This window comes from Pseudomonas sp. NPDC087804 (assembly GCF_044742965.1).
In the GTDB taxonomy this organism is placed as follows: domain Bacteria; phylum Pseudomonadota; class Gammaproteobacteria; order Pseudomonadales; family Pseudomonadaceae; genus Aquipseudomonas; species Aquipseudomonas rustica.
Window position 1 is genome coordinate 1,137,380 of sequence record NZ_JBIUVN010000001.1, and the last position, 20,058, is coordinate 1,157,437.

The 20,058-nt window shown below is 60.3% G+C and carries 17 protein-coding genes; 13 read left to right on the forward strand and 4 right to left on the reverse strand.

The window, feature by feature from the left end; genetic code table 11:
- Positions 1–291: 291 nt before the first annotated feature.
- Entirely contained in the window at positions 292–561 is a 270-nt protein-coding gene (locus ACIOMO_RS04920) for a hypothetical protein (RefSeq protein ID WP_053120874.1), read from the reverse strand.
- Positions 562–813: 252 nt separating this feature from the next.
- On the opposite strand from ACIOMO_RS04920, the gene ACIOMO_RS04925 reads away from it, so the two are divergent.
- From ACIOMO_RS04925 to ACIOMO_RS04950, 6 genes are read left to right on the forward strand one after another with little or no spacing between them, the layout of a single operon-like run.
- Complete coding sequence (locus ACIOMO_RS04925; RefSeq protein WP_053120876.1) at positions 814–1,665, forward strand: STAS domain-containing protein; 852 nt, start codon at positions 814–816, stop codon at positions 1,663–1,665.
- Between the two features lie 2 nt (positions 1,666–1,667).
- On the forward strand, positions 1,668–2,030 hold the full coding sequence (locus tag ACIOMO_RS04930; protein ID WP_034155679.1) for an STAS domain-containing protein: 363 nt from the start codon (positions 1,668–1,670) through the stop codon (positions 2,028–2,030).
- Complete coding sequence (locus ACIOMO_RS04935; protein ID WP_008084828.1) at positions 2,027–2,431, forward strand: anti-sigma regulatory factor; 405 nt, start codon at positions 2,027–2,029, stop codon at positions 2,429–2,431. Before ACIOMO_RS04930 ends, ACIOMO_RS04935 begins: the two co-directional genes overlap by 4 nt.
- Complete coding sequence (locus ACIOMO_RS04940; protein WP_282357899.1) at positions 2,428–3,438, forward strand: ATP-binding protein; 1,011 nt, start codon at positions 2,428–2,430, stop codon at positions 3,436–3,438. Before ACIOMO_RS04935 ends, ACIOMO_RS04940 begins: the two co-directional genes overlap by 4 nt.
- Positions 3,431–4,306 (forward strand): sensor histidine kinase KdpD, encoded by an 876-nt coding sequence (locus ACIOMO_RS04945; protein WP_053120878.1) that lies wholly within the window; start codon positions 3,431–3,433, stop codon positions 4,304–4,306. Before ACIOMO_RS04940 ends, ACIOMO_RS04945 begins: the two co-directional genes overlap by 8 nt.
- Positions 4,296–6,239, forward strand: coding sequence for a response regulator (locus ACIOMO_RS04950; protein WP_282357890.1), 1,944 nt, complete (start codon positions 4,296–4,298; stop codon positions 6,237–6,239). Before ACIOMO_RS04945 ends, ACIOMO_RS04950 begins: the two co-directional genes overlap by 11 nt.
- Before the next feature lie 356 nt (positions 6,240–6,595).
- Here the strand turns inward: ACIOMO_RS04950 and ACIOMO_RS04955 are convergent, their stop codons facing one another.
- The 3 genes from ACIOMO_RS04955 to ACIOMO_RS04965 all read right to left on the reverse strand — a co-directional run bounded on the left by ACIOMO_RS04955 (position 6,596) and on the right by ACIOMO_RS04965 (position 12,402).
- Positions 6,596–9,229, reverse strand: coding sequence for an excinuclease ABC subunit A (locus tag ACIOMO_RS04955; protein ID WP_401238620.1), 2,634 nt, complete (start codon positions 9,227–9,229; stop codon positions 6,596–6,598).
- A gap of 237 nt (positions 9,230–9,466) precedes the next feature.
- Positions 9,467–11,578, reverse strand: a complete 2,112-nt coding sequence (locus ACIOMO_RS04960; RefSeq protein ID WP_401238623.1) for an ATP-binding protein — start codon at positions 11,576–11,578, stop codon at positions 9,467–9,469.
- A 134-nt stretch (positions 11,579–11,712) separates the two neighbouring features.
- Complete coding sequence (locus ACIOMO_RS04965; protein ID WP_053120886.1) at positions 11,713–12,402, reverse strand: GntR family transcriptional regulator; 690 nt, start codon at positions 12,400–12,402, stop codon at positions 11,713–11,715.
- Between the two features lie 140 nt (positions 12,403–12,542).
- Here ACIOMO_RS04965 and ACIOMO_RS04970 point away from each other — a divergent pair, with 140 nt between their 5' ends.
- The 7 genes from ACIOMO_RS04970 (at position 12,543) to ACIOMO_RS05000 (ending at position 19,978) form a co-directional block, all read left to right on the forward strand.
- Positions 12,543–13,628 carry an ABC transporter ATP-binding protein gene (locus tag ACIOMO_RS04970; protein WP_282357894.1) on the forward strand — a complete coding sequence of 362 codons (1,086 nt, stop codon included), beginning with the start codon at positions 12,543–12,545 and terminating at the stop codon, positions 13,626–13,628.
- Position 13,629: 1 nt separating this feature from the next.
- Positions 13,630–14,547 carry an ABC transporter permease gene (locus ACIOMO_RS04975; protein ID WP_053120890.1) on the forward strand — a complete coding sequence of 306 codons (918 nt, stop codon included), beginning with the start codon at positions 13,630–13,632 and terminating at the stop codon, positions 14,545–14,547.
- Entirely contained in the window at positions 14,544–15,332 is a 789-nt protein-coding gene (locus ACIOMO_RS04980) for an ABC transporter permease (RefSeq protein WP_053120891.1), read from the forward strand. The genes ACIOMO_RS04975 and ACIOMO_RS04980 overlap by 4 nt, the downstream gene beginning before the upstream one ends.
- Before the next feature lie 18 nt (positions 15,333–15,350).
- Positions 15,351–16,403 (forward strand): extracellular solute-binding protein, encoded by a 1,053-nt coding sequence (locus tag ACIOMO_RS04985; protein ID WP_212544530.1) that lies wholly within the window; start codon positions 15,351–15,353, stop codon positions 16,401–16,403.
- A 219-nt stretch (positions 16,404–16,622) separates the two neighbouring features.
- Complete coding sequence (locus tag ACIOMO_RS04990) at positions 16,623–17,819, forward strand: amidohydrolase family protein (RefSeq protein ID WP_401238628.1); 1,197 nt, start codon at positions 16,623–16,625, stop codon at positions 17,817–17,819.
- Positions 17,816–19,303, forward strand: a complete 1,488-nt coding sequence (locus tag ACIOMO_RS04995; protein WP_401238631.1) for an amidohydrolase family protein — start codon at positions 17,816–17,818, stop codon at positions 19,301–19,303. Before ACIOMO_RS04990 ends, ACIOMO_RS04995 begins: the two co-directional genes overlap by 4 nt.
- 12 nt (positions 19,304–19,315) lie before the next feature.
- A complete protein-coding gene (locus tag ACIOMO_RS05000) occupies positions 19,316–19,978 on the forward strand; it encodes a flavin reductase family protein (RefSeq protein ID WP_053120900.1) in 663 nt (220 codons plus the stop codon).
- Positions 19,979–20,058 lie beyond the last annotated feature (80 nt).

Below are 20,058 nucleotides of genomic sequence, written 5' to 3' on the forward strand. Positions count from 1 at the left end.
GCTTTACCCCAGCCCTCTCCCGCAGGGAGAGGGGGCCGACCGAGTTGAATGTTCGAGGTACGTCGACCTGAAAGGTCTGCATCGAGCTCATGATCCAGACGCTAACTCAGGTTCAAGTATCGAAATCCAGAGTCGAACTCAGATTTTGAACAGCACAAAGATCAGCTCCCTTTCCCCTCGCCCCCTTGGGGGAGAGGGCTGGGGTGAGGGGGATCGATTCAAGCCCCACCACCAAATCCAAGCGAAAAAAGCCGCATCCAAAAGATGCGGCCTCATCATTTACGCCCAACCTCAACCCCCATCCGTATCAATATCCGCATCCGTCTCCTCCCCGGGCTCCGCACGATCCGGCTTAGGCTCAAACCCCGGGCTGAACTCGTTGTCATTGTCCGTATGCTTGTTCTTCTGATCCACCGCCGGATCGGCGCTTTGCGCCTGGCCATCCTCACCCTGCTGCTGCGTCGGCGCAGGCTGCCCCGGCACTTGCGGATCGATTGCCGGATCGTTACGGTTGATCGGTTCGGAGGATTGATTCTGTTGCGGATTGGTTTGCTCGTTCATAATCACCTCGTTCGTCAAAGCAAGCGCGACTGAAACCAGCCGGGCCTTGAAGATTCGAAGCCTGCACCACGTCAACGTTCAAAACATCTCCACTCCCCGTCACGCCGACTAGAGTTACCGGGGTGTTCGTTGCGCCAGATCAAAAATATCCTGGCGGGATCGAACAACTATTTAGAACGGCAAATGTCGATGTCTTCGCGCCGATCAATTTTTATCGAATCGGCCCCAAATTCGTTACGGAGCAACAGGCACATGGCAGCACTGCAGAACAGCACACTCGATGCGATGAAAAACAAGCAAACGCAACTGCTGAGCGAATGGATCAACGGCCTGCAAGCCAGCGGTTCCACGCGCAATCTGAAAGAACACGACCTGCAGCAACAAACCTCCGAATTTCTGCAACTGGTGGTCAGCGGTCTCGAGAACGACAACGGCACCAACATCGCCACGCCGGGCTGGGAAGCCACCCGCCAGTTCCTCGAAAAGCTCTCGCACAGTCGCGCCCTGCTTGGCCAGGATTCGCAGCAAACCGCCAGCTTCATTTTCGCCCTCAAAGGCCCGCTGTTTAACCTGCTGCAAGCTCACTACAAAGAACAACCGGCGCTGCTCGCCGAACAACTCTGGGAAATCTCCGAGCTGCTCGACGCGTTCGGCATGCACACCATCCGCACGTTCCAGAAATCCCGTGAAGCGGTGATCAAGCGTCAGCAGGAAGAACTGCTGGAGCTGTCGACCCCGGTGGTCAAGCTGTGGGACGGCGTTTTGGCGCTGCCGATGATCGGCACGCTCGATTCGCAGCGCACGCAAGTGGTGATGGAATCGCTGCTGCAACGCATCGTCGACACCGGCTCGGAAATCGCCATCATCGACATCACCGGCGTGCCGACGGTCGACACCCTGGTTGCCCAGCATCTGCTGAAAACCGTCACCGCGATTCGTCTGATGGGCGCTGACTGCATCATCAGCGGCGTGCGTCCGCAAATCGCGCAAACCATCGTCCACCTTGGCCTCGACCTGCAAGGCGTGGTCACCAAAGCCAACCTGGCAGACGCGTTGAAACTGGCCCTGACCCGTCTGGGTATCAGCCTCGTCAAGACGGCTTAAGCATGGAACGTATCCCGATTCTTCAGATGGGCGACTTTCTGCTGGTGACCATTCAGGTCGACATGCATGACCAACTCGCCCTCACCCTGCAGGACGATTTGTCCGAACGCATCAGCAAAACCTCGGCGCGCGGGGTGTTGATCGACATCTCGGCGCTGGACATGGTCGACTCGTTCATCGGCCGGATGATCGGCACGATTTCCGGCCTGTCGAAAATCATGGACGCCGAAACCGTGTTGGTCGGCATGCAGCCCGCCGTCGCGATCACCCTGGTTGAACTCGGCATGACCTTGCCCGGCGTGAGCACCGCGCTGAACGTCGAGCGAGGGATGAAACTGCTGCGAGAACGAGTATTGCAACAATGACCGTGCGCAGTAGCGGTACTCAACCGATCCATATCGAGCAAGACGTGGTACTCGCGCGTCAGACCGCGCGCAAGCTCGCCACCGAGTGCGGCATGCGCCTGATCGACCTGACCAAAATGGTCACGGCGGTCAGCGAGCTGGCGCGTAACACCATGGTCTACGGTGGTGGCGGCGACATGGACTGGCAGATTCTCGACGAGGATCACAAGGTCGGTCTGCGCCTGACCTTCCGCGATGAAGGCCCGGGCATTCCCGACTTGAAACTGGCGATGACCGATGGCTGGACCTCAGGTAGCGGCATGGGGCTGGGCCTGACCGGTGCTAAACGGCTGGTCGAAGAGTTCGAACTCGACACCGAACCCGGCAAAGGCACTCGAATAACGATTACCCGATGGACATGAATATCCGCTCCAGCCTGACCCAGGTGCTGCCGATCGAGGACAGCAGCCAGATCGGCTACGCACGGCGTACCGCGCAGCAATTGGCCGAACGGCATGGCTTCGATGAACGCGATGCGGGGCGTGTTGCACTGGTGGCGACAGAGTTGGCCAGCAACATACTCAAGCACGCCAGCCACGGTGAAATGCACTTGCGGGTGTTGCCGCGCCCTGATGGTTTCGGCATCGAAATGCTCGCCGTGGATCGCGCCCAGGGTTTTGATCTGGAGGCTTGTCTGGCCGACGGCTTCTCCACCGGCGGCACCCAAGGCATCGGTCTCGGCTCGATTTCGCGCCAGGCCGAAGTGTTTGATGTGTACGCCGATAACCGTGGCGCCGTGCTGTTGGCGCGACTGTATCCGCGCGCTGACCGGGCGCCCGACATTCGCTTCGGTGTCAGCCAGCACTCGCTGCACAACGATCCCGCGTGCGGCGACGTCTGGCACCTGGCCTATGAGGACGGCAACATCAGTGCATTGATCATCGACGGTCTGGGCCATGGCGAAGAAGCCGAACGCGCCGGCCTTGCAGGCGCCGAAACCTTCGCCCTGACGCCGTTCGCCGAACCGGTCATGCTGATGGAGGACATGCATCGCGACATGATCGGCAGCCGTGGCGGCGCTGTCGCGTTTACCCAGTTCAACGCGCTGCGCGACAGTCTGACTTTTGCCGGCGTCGGCAACATTGGCGCCAGCCTGATCTCCGCCGACAAATCCCGCGGGCTGGCCTCGCACCCAGGCATTGTTGGCGTGCAATACCGGAAAGCCCGACCCTTTGACTATGCTCACGTGAACGGACATCTATTGATCATGTACAGCGACGGCTTGCAGTCCCGTTGGAACCTTCAAGACTACCCCGGCCTGGTGCACCGCCATCCCGCCGTGATAGCCAGCGTCCTGCACCGCGACTTCTGTCGCGGGCGCGACGATGTAACGGTGCTGGTCGTTGCCCTGGAGGCCGCCCATGGCTGAGTCGCCGATTCTCAACAGCGCCGAACAGGCCGCGCTGATTGCGCAATTGCAGAGCGAAACCGCGGCCCTGCGCGAAGAGCTCGATGAAACCAACCAGGGCGTGCTGGCCCTGTACGCCGAACTTGATATTCAGGCTGAGGAGCTGCGCCAGGCCTCGGACTTGAAGAGCCGTTTTCTGTCGTACATGAGCCACGAGTTCCGCACGCCGCTGGGCTCGATCCTGAGCATCAACAGCCTGCTCGCCGATGAACTCGACGGCCCGCTCAGCCCTGAGCAGCACAAACAAGTCGCGTTCGTCAGCACTGCCGCCCGCGAGCTCAGCGACATGGTCGATGACTTGCTCGATCTGGCGAAAATCGAGGCCGGGCGCATCACTATTTCCCCGGCGTGGTTCGACATGTTCGACCTGTTCTCGGCACTGCGCGGGATGTTCCGGCCGATTGTCGATGCTTCGGCGGTCGATCTGATTTTCGAAGAACCGGTCGGCCTGCCACGGCTGTATACCGATGACAAGAAACTCGCGCAGATCCTGCGCAACTTCATTTCCAACTCGCTGAAGTTCACCACCCGTGGCGAAGTGCGGGTGTCGGCGCGGCTGGAAGGCATCGACAAAGTACGTTTTGCCGTCAGCGACACCGGTATTGGTATCGCTGCCGAGCTGCATGGCGCATTGTTCGAGGACTTTTCCCAGGTCGACTCGCCGTTGCAGAAACGTCTGCGCGGCACCGGGCTGGGCCTGTCGCTGTGCAAACGCTTCGCGGCCCTGCTGGGCGGTGAAGTCGGACTGGAAAGCACGCCGGGGGTCGGTTCGACCTTCTTCGTGATCATTCCGCTGGCGATCGCTCTGGAGAACGTCGATGAAACGTGACATCCGCCTGTTGATCGTCGACGACAACGTCGCCACCCGCTACGCCCTGCGCCGGCGTCTGGAACGCCACGACTACCAAGTGCTGGAGGCCGGCACCGGGACTGACGGACTGGCGTTGATCGAGAGCGAACCGCTGGATGCGCTGATCCTCGACGTCAACCTGCCGGACATGAGCGGTTTCGACATTGTGCGCATCTTGCGTGCCGATGCGCGCACCGCGTTGCTGCCAGTGATCCACGTGTCCGCCGCCTCGATCCAGACCGGCGACATCATCACCGGCCTTGATGCCGGCGCCGATGCTTACTTGATTCACCCGGTCGACCCGGACGTGTTGCTCGCGACCCTGCGCACGCTGCTGCGAGTGCGCGACACCGAAAACGCCCTGCGTGAGAGCGAGGCGCGATTCCGCGAGATTTTCGCCAACGTGTCGGCACCGATTGCCGTGCTTGATGCGCATTTGAAAGTGCATGAATGTAATCACGCCTTCGCTCAGCTGATTCTTGACAATCAGGATCCGCAAACCCTGCGCGAATGCTTCGCCGACGATCAAAGCGCAATCCTCAACGAACTGCGCCTGCGCCTGGTCGATGGCGAACGCTGGAAAGGCACGCTGAACATGCGCGTGCTCGGTGAGCTTCGCGAGACTGAATGGCAGATTTCGCCGTACCGCACGCCGGAGCTGAGCCTGGTGTTCGTCGAAGACGTCACCGAACACCGTCATCGCGAACGCTCGCACCTGGCGCGACTGGACGACACCACCACGCAACTGGCCAAGGAAGTCGCCGAGCGTGTGCGTGCCGAATCGCAGTTACTGCAAGTGCAGAAAATGGATGCGCTGGGCAAACTTACCGGCGGCATCGCCCACGACTTCAACAACCTGCTGACCGGTATTATCACCAGCCTGGAATTGATTCAGAAACGCGTGGCTGACGATCGACCGGAAAAAGTGCAGTTCTACGCCAAAGCGGCACTCAGCTCGGCAATGAGCGCCGCCGCCCTCACCCATCGCTTGCTGGCCTTCGCCCGTCAGCAACCGCTGGACACACGCCCGGTGGACATCAACGAGCATGTGCGTTCGCTGGAAGAACTGCTGACCCGCACCATCGGCGAACGCATCAACCTCAAGCTTGAGCTGACCAGCAAACCGGCGATTGCGCTGGTCGACCCGGTGCAACTGGAAAGTGCGGTGCTCAATCTGGTGATCAACGCCCGCGATGCGCTGCCGTCGGGCGGTAATGTCTGGGTCAACACTTACGCGGCTTATTCCCATGGCGATCCGAACCTGGCCGATGGCGCTTACGTCGCCCTGTCGGTGCGCGATGACGGCACGGGCATTGAGCACAACGTGATCGACAAGGTCTTCGATCCGTTCTTCACCACCAAACCGCTGGGCCAGGGCACAGGGTTGGGGTTGTCGACGATTTACGGTTTCGCCCGCCAGTCCGGTGGCGATGCGCACATTCGCAGCGTGGCACGACGTGGCACCGAAGTGACAATCATGTTGCCGGCGACCAGCGATCCGACCGGTGCTGACATTCCGGCACCGGTGGTCGATCCGCAGGGCACCGGTGAGCATGTGCTGATCGTCGAGGACATGCCGTCGGTGCGGATGTTTGTCACTGAAGTGCTGGAGGATGCCGGTTATCGCTGTACGCAGGCGGCGGATATCGAAACGGCGCTGGAGCGATTGCAGAACGATGCGTCGATCAACCTGCTGCTGACGGATGTCGGTTTACCGCGCATGAGCGGGCGGGAACTGGCGGACGTGGCGCGGGGCTGGCGTGAGGGTTTGCCGATCCTGTTTATGACCGGGTATGCGGAAACGGCGATCAATCGGCAGGTGTTTCTCGGGACAGGCATGGACATGCTGGTCAAACCATTCCAGATCAGCGAACTGCTCGACAAAGTCCGCCGCACCCTCGACGGTGCCTGAGTAGCTGAGTTTACGGGCTTAACACCAACCAATGTGGGAGCGGGCTTGCTCGCGAATGCGGTTTTTCAGTAGATAGCTGAATTGACTGATCCACCGCTTTCGCGAGCAAGCTCGCTCCCACAGTTGTTTTGTGTGTACAGATATTCCGCATACAACGCCAAAACCTGTGGGAGATCAGCGAACTGCTCGACAAAGTAAGCCGCACCCTCGACGGCGCCTGAGTAGCTGAGTTTGCGGGCTTAACACTAACCAATGTGGGAGCGGGCTTGCTCGCGAAAGCGGTGGATCAGTCAATTCATTTATGGACTGATCCACCACATTCGCGAGCAAGCCCGCTCCCACAGGGTTATGTGTGTTTACCGGCTCAACGCGCGGGCCAAAAACGGCGCAGTCTTGCTCTTCTTGCTCGCCGCAACTTTCTGCGGCGTGCCCGCCACCACAATCCTGCCGCCCTGATCGCCCGCACCCGGGCCGATGTCGATCACCCAGTCACTCTGCGCGACCACGCGCATTTCGTGCTCGACCACAATCACCGTATGACCCGCCGTCACCAGCGTATCGAGCTGCTCCAGCAACCGGTCAACATCGCGCGGATGCAATCCTGTGGTCGGTTCATCGAGCACATACAACGTCGCGCCGCGTTGATTGCGTTGCAACTCGGTAGCCAGTTTGATCCGCTGTGCTTCACCGCCGGACAACTCTGTGGCCGGTTGCCCGAGGCGCAAATATCCGAGGCCAATATCGCGCAGCACTTCCAGCGAGCGACGAATCCCCGGCTGCCCGGCAAACACCGTCACCGCTTCATCGACCGTCAATTGCAGCACCTGCGCGATGCTCAAACCCTCCCACAGCACCGCCAGCGTCTGCGGGTTGTATCGCGCGCCATGACAGGTCGGGCACGGCGCATACACGCTCGGCATAAACAACAATTCCACACTGACAAACCCTTCACCCTCGCACGTGGCGCAACGGCCCTTGGCGACGTTGAAAGAAAACTGCCCGGCGTCGTACCCCGCCGCGCGCGCCTCGGGGGTGGCGGCGAACAGCTTGCGCACGTTGTCGAACAGCCCGGTGTAGGTCGCCAGATTGGAGCGCGGTGTGCGGCCGATGGGTTTCTGATCAACTTGTACCAGCCGTTTGATCGACTCCAGTCCAGCCGTGACCTGGCCGGTACTGAGCTGCGGCGCATCGTCTTCGAGGCTGAGCTCTTCCGCTTCGCTTTCAACCGTCGGCCGCCCCAGTTGCGCGCCGACCAGTTCGAGCAATGCCTGACTGACCAGACTCGACTTGCCCGAGCCGGAGACACCGGTGACCGAGGTAAAACAGCCCAAGGGAAATTCAGCACTGAGGTTGTTGAGGTTATTGCGGGTGATGCCATCAAGTTTCAGCCACGCCGTCGGCTTGCGCGCAGCGCGAGTTTGTCGCTGGGTTTCAGCAAACAGATAAGCGCGGGTTTGCGACTCTTTAATATCGGCCAATCCCGCCGGAGGGCCGCTGTACAACACCTGTCCGCCCTTCTCGCCCGCCGCCGGGCCTACGTCGATCAACCAGTCAGCGCGGCGCATGGTTTCCAGATCATGCTCGACCACGAACAGCGTGTTGCCGTCCGCCTTCAGCCGCTGCAAAGCCTCGAACAACGCCTCGCCATCCGCTGGATGCAAACCGGCAGAAGGTTCATCCAGCACATAGATCACGCCGAACAACTGCGAGCCCAGTTGCGTCGCCAGGCGCAAGCGTTGCAACTCACCGGACGACAACGTCGGCGTGCTGCGCTCCAGCGCCAGATAGCCGAGTCCCAGATCGGTTAAGGTGCTGACGCGCTCCAGCAGATCTTCGGCAATGCGCTGCGCCGCCAGACGCTTCTCCAGCGACAGGTTCGGCGTGTGCCGCACATCCGGCGCACTCGCGTGACCACTGCCGCCGTGGGCCACCCTTTGCTGACGAGCCTCGCGGGTTTGCGCATGGCTCAGGGTTTCGCCGGTTTCCTCGGCGTGCTGCAGATAGCTCGCCGCAGCTACCGGTCGCAGCACCTCGGCCACTTGCAGCAACGGCATCTGCGACAACTCACCAATGTCGTACCCGGCAAAGGTCACCGACAACGCTTCACGCTTAAGGCGTTTGCCGTCACATAACGGGCAAGGACTGCCGAGCATGAATTGCGAAACACGCTTCTTCATCAGCGCACTTTGCGAATGGGTAAACGTGTGCAGGATGTAGCGACGCGCGCCGGTGAAGGTGCCCTGGTAGCTCGGCTCCATTTTGCGCTTGAGGGCGACGCGGGTTTCTTCCGGGGTCAGCCCGGCGTACACCGGCACGGTCGGGGTTTCTTCGGTGAAGAGAATCCAGTCGCGCTGCTTTTTCGGCAGTTTCTTCCACGGAATGTCGACGTCGATGCCCATCGTCACGAGGATGTCGCGCAGGTTCTGCCCTTGCCACGCCAGCGGCCAGGAGGCCACAGCGCGCTGGCGGATGGTCAGGTTCGGATCGGGCACCATCAGCGCTTCAGTGACTTCATAGACCCGGCCGAGGCCATGGCAGTCAGGGCACGCGCCCTGCGGGGTGTTCGGCGAAAAGTCTTCGGCGTACAGCATCGCCTGCCCCGGCGGGTAACTGCCGGCGCGCGAATAGAGCATGCGAATCAGGCTCGACAATGTGGTCACGCTGCCCACTGAAGACCGCGTGCTTGGCGTGCCGCGCTGTTGTTGCAGGGCCACGGCGGGCGGCAGGCCCTCGATGGAATCGACATCGGGCACGCCGACCTGATCGATCAGCCTTCTCGCGTAGGGTGCGACGGATTCGAAGTAGCGGCGCTGGGCTTCGGCGTACAAGGTCGAGAATGCCAGCGAGGATTTGCCCGAGCCGGACACGCCAGTGAACACCACCAGCGCATCGCGGGGGATGTCGATGTCGACGTTCTTCAGGTTGTGTTCACGCGCGCCCCGCACACGAACCATGCCGGCGGGCGCTTTCGAATTACGCTTGGAAGTCATTGGCGGGCCTTGATCGAAGAACAGAAAAAACGTCTATGACTAATGAGGCCTCATTGATTGCGGAGTTCATTGTGGCGAGGGGATTTATCCCCGTTGGAGTGCGAAGCGCTCCCCTGCATTTTTCCAGTTGAACCGCATTCTCAGGATTTACGACTGCTGCGCAGCCGAACGGGGATAAATCCCCTCGCCACAGGTAACTCCCTACAGAGCTCGAGTAGGCTCAAGGTTCTGTCCCAGTCAAGCATTAAGCACCGCACGAATCATCTGCAACATCGCTTCCGGGCTGTACGGCTTGCTCAGCAAATGCGTGTCCGGGCTCAACTGGTGATTGCGCGAGATGATGTCGCGGGTGTGCCCGGAGGTGAACAGCACCGCCACCGCCGGTATCTGCACTTTGGCCCACGCCGCCAGATCCGAACTCTTGATCAACCCCGGCATGACCACGTCGGTAAAGATCAGATCCACCTCGATCCCTTCCAGCAACATCTGCATCGCCACATCGCCGTTACCGGCCGTCAACACGCGATAGCCTTCCTCGCGCAGCAACTCGACCGCCGAGGCACGCACGGCGTCGTTGTCCTCGACCACCAGAATCGTCTCGTGCCCGCCGCCCTGCAGATTCTCCACACTCGGAGCCTCATCGCGAACCGGCCGCAGACTGCGCGGGAAATACAACTGCACCCGCGTGCCCTCGCCGACCTGGCTGGCAATCTCGACATGCCCGCCACTCTGTTTGACGAAACCAAAGACCATGCTCAAACCCAGCCCCGTGCCTTGGCCGTCAGCCTTGGTGGTGAAGAACGGTTCAAACACTTGCTCAAGTATCTGCGCAGGAATACCGGCGCCGGTATCGCTCACCGCCACGCGCACAAACTCGCCGGGGACGATGCCTTTACCCGCGCAAAACTCGCTGTCGAGCCGAACGTTGGCGGCACTCAAACCAATGGTGCCCTCGCCCTTCATCGCATCGCGGGCGTTGATCGCCAGATTGAGAATGGCGTTTTCCAATTGATTGCGGTCGACGTTGATGTGCCACGGCTCTGCCGGTAATTGCACATCAATCTGAATGGTTTCGCCCAGTGCGCGCTGGAGCAATTCGCCGACGCCATCGAAAATCTGCTGCGGATTGCACACCGCCGGCGACAACGGTTGCCGGCGCGCGAACGCGAGCAGTTGCGAAGACAGTTTGGCGCCACGCTCGACCGCCGCCAGCGAAGCACTGACGCGGCGCTGCACGTTGGCGTTATCAGGCTCATGCCGGGCGAGTAAATGCAGATTGCCGGCGATCACTTGCAGCAGGTTATTGAAGTCGTGGGCAACGCCGCCAGTGAGGCCGCCAATCGATTCAAGCTTCTGCGACTGGCGCAATTGTTCCTCAGCCGCCAGGCGTGCCTCGACTTCATTGGCGACGCGCTGTTCAAGATTGCGGGTAAATTTGAGCAGAGACTCTTCGGCTATCTTGCGCTCATGAATGTCGATCAGTACGCCGGGGAAGCGCAGCGGTTCGCCGTTCTCGTTGAACTGGCAAGCGCCGCTGGCCAGCACCCAGAAATAGCTACCGTCGCCGCGACGAACCCGATATTCGGCGTTGTATGGTTCGCCGGTCTGCACGCACCGGGTGACTCGTTCCTGCACCCAGTCGAAGTCATCCGGGTGGATGCGCGACTCGGCAACGTCCTGAGACAAATTGCTCAGATCCTGATCCGGCGGGTAGGAGAACGTGCGGGCAAAACGCTCATCCGCGGACAGTCGGTTGTTTTTCACGTCCCACACGAATGAACCAACCAACGCCCCCGCATTCAATGCCAGACGCACGCGTTCGTTATCGGCGCGATAGGCGTTTTCGGCCTCTTGACGCAGTCTTTCGGAAATCACGAACTCGGTGGTTTCCACCACCATTGCCATCACCCCGGCAGGCGCTCCGGCATCATTGGAAACGGGACTGTAATAGAGATCGAGCCAAACCTCCTCGGGGACACCATCGCGCAGCAGTACCAGCGCCTTGTTGCGAAACGACAAGGTACCGCCGGCCAGGCACGTGTCGACTACATGGCGGTTGAAATCGGCAACTTCTGGCCAGCCCAACTCCACGGGGGAGCCGAGCAGATACGGATGGCGGCCACCGGCAAATTCCGAATAGGCGTCGTTGTAGATCATGTAGCCGGCATGGCCCCAGAGCATGACCATCGGCAGCGGCGAGGCCAGCATCAATTGCACCGCGCTGCACAGGCTCGCAGGCCAGGTATTCAGTGGGCCCAGTTCAGTGTGGCTCCAGTCGAACGCGCGGATACGTTCGGCCATTTCGCCTTGCCAGCCATCACAGCCGTGGCTATCGGATAAAAACTGCATCGACTGACTCGGTGTCCTGTGGTGGTTGCCCGATAAATCGCGACGCCAGAACGACGCGACGCCCGTCTGTTTCGAGCGTCTTCAGTCGTATTGGTTTCATAAGAGGTATAGCCGATTTCGTCCCCGCTCGGAGACTAGACCCCGATCAGGTGCTTGAGCGGATGGTAGCCAGTTTTCATCTTCGCGGCGACGTCGAGAATGGCTTTTTCGATGCCGTTCAAATGCATGCAGGTCAGCTCGATGGCAGCGCTCTGATTGCCAGCCTCGATGTATTCGATCAGGCGCAGGTGTTCGTCATCGCGGCACACTTCATGGCTGTCGTCGTCCAGTGCGGCGGCATACAGCGAGGCGCGCGAGATCAGCTTCTGGAACCAGTCGAGCAACACCGGGTTGTTGAGGCTGCGCGCCAGTTTGATGTGGAACTCGCCGAGCAGATGAATCAACCGTTCGTGGTCACCGGCAGCGTGTGCTTCGTCTTCCAGCAATAAATGTTCACGCAAGTCCTGCATCGCCGCGCTGTCCTTGCGTCGGCACAGTTCAGTGACGATGCCGATCTCGATCAGCCGGCGGGTTTCGAACAGCGAACGGATCTCTTCGTTGCTCGGCAATGACACCGACGCACCTTTGTTGGGCTCGGTGGTAACCAGGCCGTCGGCCTCCAATTGCTTCAACGCGGCGCGAACCGACGTGCGGCTGACATTGAATAAATCGGCCAATGAGGCCTCGCCCAGCTTCATCCCCGGGCGCAACGAGCGCTTGCTGATCGCCTCGTAAACCCCTTGGTAGACGCGGTCGACCGTGGTTTCCAGTTTCTTCTCGGTCATTCAAACACTCCTTTAGCGTCGGGCAACCAACCCCTGGCGATCGCTGGCCAAAGAAAAAGGGGGTTGCACACGCAGATTAATCCGGGTATTTCTAAATTGCATTCAGATATTGCATACAATAAATAGAGGATTGCACCAATATGGGTCAACCAATAGCAATTGAAGTGCGCAACGTCTCAAAACGATACTCTGATGATCCAGGCCTCGCGCCGGCCCTCGACAATGTTTCGGTGAACATCGCCGACAACGAATTCTTTACCCTGCTCGGCCCTTCGGGCTGCGGCAAAACCACCCTGCTGCGCACCATCGCCGGCTTCGAGCACGTCAGTGAAGGCGAGATTCGTTTGGCCGGTGAACCGGTCAACGATCTGCCGCCATTCAAGCGCCGGGTCAACACGGTGTTCCAGAGTTACGCGCTGTTTCCGCACATGAGTGTGGCGCAGAATATCGCCTTCGGCCTCGAGATGCAGGGTCTTGATCGCAAGTTGATTCCGGATCGCGTCAACGAAATGCTCGCGCTGGTGCAAATGGAGCATCTGGCCGGGCGCAAACCCGCGGAATTGTCCGGCGGCCAACAGCAGCGCGTGGCTCTGGCCCGGGCCTTGGCGCCGAAACCGAAAGTGCTGTTGCTCGACGAGCCGTTGTCGGCGCTTGACCTCAAGTTGCGCAAAGAAATGCAGGTCGAACTCAAGCGCGTACAGAAAGAAGCCGGGATCACCTTCATTTTCGTCACCCACGATCAGGAAGAAGCGCTGACCTTGTCCGATCGCATTGCGGTGATGTCGGCCGGCAAGATCCTGCAGATCGGCACCCCGACCGATATCTACGAACACCCCAAACACCGTTTCGTCGCGCAGTTTATCGGCGATATCAACTTCTTGCCCGGCCAGCTCAAGCACGGCGAACACAACGAAAAACTCTTCGTGCCCAACGGCTTGCCAATCGAAATCCCTTGTCAGCAGCAGAGCTTCGCCGGCAGCAGCGTGCAACTGGCGTTTCGCCCGGAGCGCTCGCAACTGGTCGACGCCAGCCAGCCGCATCACCTGCGCGGGGTCATTGAAGCTGTGCTGTATGTCGGCACGGCGACGCTGTACCAGTGCCGGCTGAACAACGACATCAAAGTCATGCTGCGCGAAAACAACGAGGGCTTGAATCCTGGCCGCGCAGTTGGCGAACGCGTTGCCGTGCACCTGCCGCCGCACGCCTGCCTGTTGATGGAGGCCTGAGATGAGCGTCAGCAGCACTTCCCCTGCCCTCAACCGCGCGCTGTTGCTCAGCCCGGTGGTGTTGACCCTGCTCGCCCTGATCGCCATTCCGCTGGGGATCATGGGCTACATCAGCCTGCTACCGCGCAATACTTACGGCGGCGTCGACTGGCAAGCGCCATGGCAACTGCAAAGCTACGTGCAGCTGTTTTTTCAGGAAGGTTTTGACGGTGAACTGGAACTGAACTGGGTCTATGCCCAAGCGTTGCTTCGCTCGGTGCTGCAGGCCGGTGGCACCACCGTGTTGTGTTTCCTGTTCGGGTTTCCGGTGGCGTTGTGGATGTCGAGCCTGACCCCGCGCCGGCGCAATTTGATGGTGTTGCTGATCACCATTCCGTTCTGGACTAACCTGCTGATCCGCAACTACGCGTGGCTGATCATCCTCCGCGAACACGGTTGGGTTGCGCAAAGCCTTAACGCGCTGTTCCCCAGCGCCGGCGGCATCACCCTGCTCTACAACGATTTCGCGGTGAGTGTCGGTCTGGTCTACAGCTTCCTGCCGTTCATGATTCTGCCGATCTATTCGACGCTGGAAAAACTCGACTGGCGTCTGGTCGAAGCCGCTTACGACCTCGGGGCGAATCGTTGGCACGCGTTGCGCCGGATCATTCTGCCGCTGTCGATGCCCGGTGTGATCGCCGGTGCGTTGCTGGTGTTTGTGCCGAGCCTCGGCGCGTTCATCACTCCGGCGATTCTCGGTGGCGGCAAAACGCTGATGATCGGCAACCTGATCCAGCAACAGTTCGGCACGGCGCGCAACTGGCCACTGGGCAGTTCGCTGTCGTTCCTGTTGCTGGCGATTCTGCTGGTGTCGCTGGTGCTCTATGCGCTGTACAGCCGCCGCGCGGCGAAGACCATCCATCGGGGGGCGAAAGCATGATTTCCCTGCACCTGAAAAAACTCCCGGGCACCCGCGAAATCAGCCTGCTGATCCTCGCCTATCTGTACCTGCCGATCTTCGTGTTGATCGCTTACAGCTTCAACGCCAACCGTTCGGCGACGGTGTGGACCGAGTTTTCCTTTGCCTGGTACGGACGGATTCTGGCCAACCCGTCGATTCAGACGGCGGCGCTGAATTCGATCATCGTCGCAACCATTGCCACGGTCTGCGCCACGGCAATTGCGCTGCTCGCGGCGCTGGCGACGTACCGGCCGTTCTACGGGCAGAAAATGGTCGAGGGCGGCATCAACCTGCCGCTGATCCTGCCGGAAATCGTCACGGCGGTGGCGACGTTGCTGCTGTTCATGGCGCTCGGCATCAAGCTCGGTTTGCTCACGGTGATCGTCGCGCACATCGGCTTCTGCATTCCCTTCGCTTATCTGCCGATCCGTGCGCGGCTCAACGATCTGGACAAGAGCCTGCTGGAAGCGGCGAACGATCTGTACGCCAATCCGTGGCAGGTGTTTCGCCGCGTGACCTTGCCGCTGCTGTGGCCGGCGGTGTTGTCCGGTGCGGTGCTGGCGTTCGTGGTCAGCCTCGACGATTTCATCATGACCTTCTTCGTCGCCGGCCCGGGTTCGACGACGTTGCCGGTGTACATCTTCTCGGCGATCAAGGCTGGCGTGACCCCGGAGATCAACGCGATCTCGACGCTGATGCTGCTGATCTCGATTGTCCTGGTGGTGCTGGCCTTCTGGCTGGGCCAACGCGGTAAACAACAATAAATCTGGAGCGCTCTGTTCATGAAAATCAAAAGCATGCGGTTGGCAATGTCCGGTCTGGCCCTGAGTTGTTTCACCGCGTTCAGCGCCCACGCCGCCGAACCGAAAGAGCTGTTTTTCTACAACTGGACCGATTACTACCCGGTCGAATTGTTGGCCAAGTTCGAGAAGGAAACCGGGATCAAGGTGACCATGGACGGTTACGACAGCAACGAAACTTTGCTCGCGAAATTGCAGGCCGGCGGCGCCGCGTATGACGTGATCGTGCCGTCGCAGTCGATCATGCAGACGTTGATCAAGCAGGATCTGTTGATGGAAATCGACACGCCTACCCTGAGCAATTTTCAGTACGTCAAAGGACCGTTCCGCGATCCGAGTTTCGATCCGGGGCGCAAGTTCTCGGCGCCGTATTTGTGGGGCACCACCGGGTTTTCCTACGACAGCGCGCGGGTGCCCGGCGGCAAACTGGATGACTCGTGGAAAGAGTTCTTCGAACCGCGCAAAGAGCTGCAAGGCCAACTCGCCGCGCTGGATACGTCGAGCAGCGTGATCAACGCCGCCAGCCATTACCTGAACGTCGACGAATGCAGCGAAAACCCGCAGGACGCCAAACGCATTCTGGAATTGCTGCAAAAGCAGAAGCCGTTTTTGAAGATGTACAGCTCCGACAACACCGTCGACCGCATGGCCTCGGGCGAGGTGATCATGATGCAGAACTGGAACGGCTCGACCGCGCGGGCGACCTTGCAGAAGAGCACGATCAAGTACGTCTATCCGCGTGAAGGCGTGGCGATGTTCCAGGACAACTTCGCCGTACCGAAAAGCGCCCCGCATCCGGGCAACGCGAAGATTTTTATCGACTGGATGATGAAGCCGGAGAACGCCGCTGCCGTGTCGAACGCCATTGCTTACGCCAACGGGATTCAGAGCGATTCGTTGCTGGATCCGAAGTGGAAGGTGATGGACGCGATCAACATGCCGGAGGAGTACGCCTCGCGTCTGCGGCCGGAGAAGGAATGCAGCAACAAGGCGCGGGAGCTGCAGGATCGGATTTGGTCGAAGCTTAAGGGTTGATCCGAGACCGCTGCCCTCACCCTAGCCCTCTCCCAGAGGTAGAGGGGACTGACCGAGGTGTCTTGCGCCATACGCCGACCTGAAACGACCAGTCGACTATGGATTCAAAGCAAATATTCCAAGTCGGTGTATCTCTCCAATATCCCCCATTCAGTCCCCTCTCCCTCCGGGAGAGGGCTAGGGTGAGGGAAAAAATCCAAAGACCTGAATGAGGTTTGTATGACCCAGCCACACTGGCTACGCAACGTGCGCCCCTACGGCGCCGCCGCCGAAGACCTGCTCATCGAAACCGGCCGCTTCACTCAGCGCCGTCCGGCCAGCAATTCGCCGCTGTCCGCCACCGATATCGACGGCCAACACCAACTCCTCACCGCCGCGCTGGTCGAAAGCCACGTCCACCTCGACAAAACCCTCTACGGCCAACCCTGGCGCCCAAACAGCGCCGGGCCGACGCTCAAGGACTACATCAGCAACGAGCGCCGCATCCTCCGTGAAGTCAACGCGCCCATCGCCGAACGCGCCGGTGCCCTGCTGGAGAATTGCATCGCCCGTGGTTCGCTGACCATGCGCTGCCACGTCGACATCGACCCGGAATTCGGTCTGCGTCACGTCGAAGCCATGCAGCAATTGCGCGAACGCTACAAAGACCTGATCGACCTGCAACTGGTGGTGTTCCCGCAAACCGGTTTGATCAGCCGCCCCGGTACCGCCGAATTGATGCGTGAAGCAATGGCGTTGGGCGTGGAAAACGTCGGCGGGCTCGACCCGTGCGGCATCGACAACGATCCGATCGCGCAGCTCGATTTCGTTTTCAAACTCTCGGCTGAATTCGGCCGTGGCGTCGATATTCACCTGCACGACAAAGGTGAGCTGGGCCTGTGGCAAATCGCGCTGATCGCTGATTACACCGAGCGTTTCAACCTGCAAAACCGGGTGATGATCAGCCACGCCTACTGCCTCGGCATGTTGCCGTGGAGCCAGGTCAAACCGGTCGCCGAGCGCTTGGCGGCGCTAGGGATTTCGCTGATGAGTTCGGCGCCGGCCGACACCGCTGTGCCGCCGTTTCTCGCGTTGCGTGAGGTCGGCGTCAATGTCTGCCTGGGTTCCGACGGCATTCGCGATGCGTGGTCGCCGATGGGCAATGGCGACATGCTCGAACGGGCGATGTTGTTGGCGTTTCGCTTTGATCTGGGCAAGGACGATGAGCTGGCGGCGGCTTTCGAGGCGGCCACGGTAAATGGTGCGCGGGCGCTGGGTATTGAGGATTACGGTTTTGCGCTCGGTCAGCGTGCGGACTTCTTGCTGATGCCGGTTGAGACGCTGGGTGAAGCGGTCGTGGCGCGGCCGTTGCGTCAGGTCTATCGCGGTGGCGCGTTGATCGCCGAAGGTGGCCGCTTGCTGAGCAGCCGTCTGTGAAACGCATCGGTCTCAAGGCCAGTTGCGTGGTTGGTTTCGACGGCGCGCAGCATGTGCTGTGGCGCGACGGTGAAGTGGTGTTTTCGGGTTCCCGTATCGAATTCGTCGGGCGCGGTTATGCCGGGGCGGTGGATCAGTGGATCGACTACGGCAACGCGTTGATCGGTCCCGGCTTCATCGACCTGGATGCGCTGGGCGATCTCGACTCCACGGTGTTGACGCTGGACAACGGCGACGAACGCGCCATGGGCCGCATGTGGTCGTCCGAGTATCTGAACGCCGGCCCGCGTGAGACATACAGCGCCGACGAAGAAGTTTTCAAATACCGCTACGCCTTCACCCAGTTGATCCGCAACGGCATCACCACGGCCATGCCGATCACCTCGATGTACTACCGCGAGTGGGCGGAAACCTACGACGAATTTGCCGCCGTCGCCGATGTTGCCGGTGAACTCGGTTTACGCACTTACCTCGGCCCCTGCTACATGAGCGGCATGAGTTACTGGCAGGCCGACGGTACCCTCGCCCATCACTGGGATGAAGCTCGCGGGCTGGCCGGACTGGATGCGGCCGAACGCTTTTTCAAGGATTTCGACGGCGCCCATGACGGTTTGATTCGTGGCGCGCTGCTGCCGGATCGCATCCAGACCTGCACACCGGCATTGCTGCAACGCACCGCCGCGCTGAGCCGCGAACTGAATGCGCCGATGCGTCTGCATTGCTGCCAGGCGCTCAGCGAAGTGGCGATGGTTGAGCAATTGCGCGGCGCGTCACCGCTAGAGTGGTTGCAGCAACTGGACTTGCTCACGCCACGCAGTCTGCTGCCGCACGGCATCTACACCGCTGGCGACGATGATTTGCAACGGCTGATCGACGGCGGCGCGAGTCTGGTGCATTGCCCGTTGGTGTTTGCCCGCGATGGCGAGGCGTTGAATTCATTCGGTCGCTACCGCGCCAAGGGCATCAACTTCGCCCTCGGCACCGACACCTGGCCGGCGGATCTGCTGGAAAACATGCGCCACGGTTTGAACATTGCACGGCTGATGGAGGGCGGCTCGGCGTTGACCAGCAGCCTCGATCTGTATAACGCCGCGACCCTCGGTGGCGCGCGGGCGTTGGGTCGCGATGACCTCGGTCGACTGGCCCCCGGCGCCAAAGCCGACATCACCGTATTCAGTCTGCGCGGCCTTCATCTGGGGCCATTGTTCGACCCTTTGAAAAACTTGCTGCTGGCCGGGCGCGGCGACGATTGCGTCGCCAGTTACATCGACGGTCGTTGTGTGATGCACGACGGTCAGGTCACCGGCGTCGACTACCCCGCCCTGCAACGTCAGGCCCAACTTCAATACGAAAAACTCATGCGCAGCCACAGCGACCGCGCGTTTACCCGGCCGGACTGGAAAACCCTGTTCCAGCCGTCCATTCCGTTCGCCGATGAATACAGCGCCGACGCGCCATTGAGCGCCATCGATCCACTTTCCTAGAGGTTTTTGCCCATGCACAGTTTCGATTTCAGCCAGCTCAGCCCACGGGAAAAATACAAGATTCTCATTGGCAGCGTCGTGCCTCGGCCGATTGCGCTGGTGACCACCATCGATGGCGAGGGCCGGATCAATGCCGCGCCGTTCAGCTTCTTCAATGCACTGTCGGCGGATCCGCCGATTCTGGCGCTGGGCGTGGAGAACTATGGCGATCAGAGCCCGAAAGACACCACGCGCAATATTCAGCTGAATCAGGAATTCACCGTGAACATCGTCAGCGACGCGTTGGTGGAGGCCATGAACGTGTGTGCCGTGCCGTTTGCTCCGGGTTTCGATGAGTTGACCGCTGCGGGTTTGACGGCGATTCCCGGCACCACGGTGAAATGCCCACGCATTGGTGAGGCGCCAGTGGCGCTGGAGTGCCGGCGGATGATGGCGCTGAACATCGGTCAGTCGCGGGAGATCATTTTCGGTGAAGTGTTGATGGCGCATGTGCGCGATGAGCTGATCGATCCGAAAACCTTGTACATCGATCAATTGGGGCTGGATGCGATTGGGCGTATGGGCGGCCATGGTTATGCGCGCACTCGCGATTATTTCGACCTGCCGACTCGCTCGTTGCAAGCGTGGACAGAAGCACCGGGCGGTGGCGAACGGTTCTGGCCAGCCGCCAAATAAACCAACAGAGAAACACCTTTCCCCTGTGGGAGCGGGCTTGCTCGCGAAAGCGGTGTATCAGACAAATAATCGTTGAATGA

What these genes read in the sequence shown, in the direction of transcription:
- ACIOMO_RS04920 (WP_053120874.1), bottom strand. Translation starts at nt 561, where the DNA reads ATGAACGAGCAAACCAATCCGCAACAGAATCAATCCTCCGAACCGATC.
- ACIOMO_RS04925 (WP_053120876.1), top strand. Translation starts at nt 814, where the DNA reads ATGGCAGCACTGCAGAACAGCACACTCGATGCGATGAAAAACAAGCAA.
- ACIOMO_RS04930 (WP_034155679.1), top strand. Translation starts at nt 1,668, where the DNA reads ATGGAACGTATCCCGATTCTTCAGATGGGCGACTTTCTGCTGGTGACC.
- ACIOMO_RS04935 (WP_008084828.1), top strand. Translation starts at nt 2,027, where the DNA reads ATGACCGTGCGCAGTAGCGGTACTCAACCGATCCATATCGAGCAAGAC.
- ACIOMO_RS04940 (WP_282357899.1), top strand. Translation starts at nt 2,428, where the DNA reads ATGAATATCCGCTCCAGCCTGACCCAGGTGCTGCCGATCGAGGACAGC.
- ACIOMO_RS04945 (WP_053120878.1), top strand. Translation starts at nt 3,431, where the DNA reads ATGGCTGAGTCGCCGATTCTCAACAGCGCCGAACAGGCCGCGCTGATT.
- ACIOMO_RS04950 (WP_282357890.1), top strand. Translation starts at nt 4,296, where the DNA reads ATGAAACGTGACATCCGCCTGTTGATCGTCGACGACAACGTCGCCACC.
- ACIOMO_RS04955 (WP_401238620.1), bottom strand. Translation starts at nt 9,229, where the DNA reads ATGACTTCCAAGCGTAATTCGAAAGCGCCCGCCGGCATGGTTCGTGTG.
- ACIOMO_RS04960 (WP_401238623.1), bottom strand. Translation starts at nt 11,578, where the DNA reads ATGCAGTTTTTATCCGATAGCCACGGCTGTGATGGCTGGCAAGGCGAA.
- ACIOMO_RS04965 (WP_053120886.1), bottom strand. Translation starts at nt 12,402, where the DNA reads ATGACCGAGAAGAAACTGGAAACCACGGTCGACCGCGTCTACCAAGGG.
- ACIOMO_RS04970 (WP_282357894.1), top strand. Translation starts at nt 12,543, where the DNA reads ATGGGTCAACCAATAGCAATTGAAGTGCGCAACGTCTCAAAACGATAC.
- ACIOMO_RS04975 (WP_053120890.1), top strand. Translation starts at nt 13,630, where the DNA reads ATGAGCGTCAGCAGCACTTCCCCTGCCCTCAACCGCGCGCTGTTGCTC.
- ACIOMO_RS04980 (WP_053120891.1), top strand. Translation starts at nt 14,544, where the DNA reads ATGATTTCCCTGCACCTGAAAAAACTCCCGGGCACCCGCGAAATCAGC.
- ACIOMO_RS04985 (WP_212544530.1), top strand. Translation starts at nt 15,351, where the DNA reads ATGAAAATCAAAAGCATGCGGTTGGCAATGTCCGGTCTGGCCCTGAGT.
- ACIOMO_RS04990 (WP_401238628.1), top strand. Translation starts at nt 16,623, where the DNA reads ATGACCCAGCCACACTGGCTACGCAACGTGCGCCCCTACGGCGCCGCC.
- ACIOMO_RS05000 (WP_053120900.1), top strand. Translation starts at nt 19,316, where the DNA reads ATGCACAGTTTCGATTTCAGCCAGCTCAGCCCACGGGAAAAATACAAG.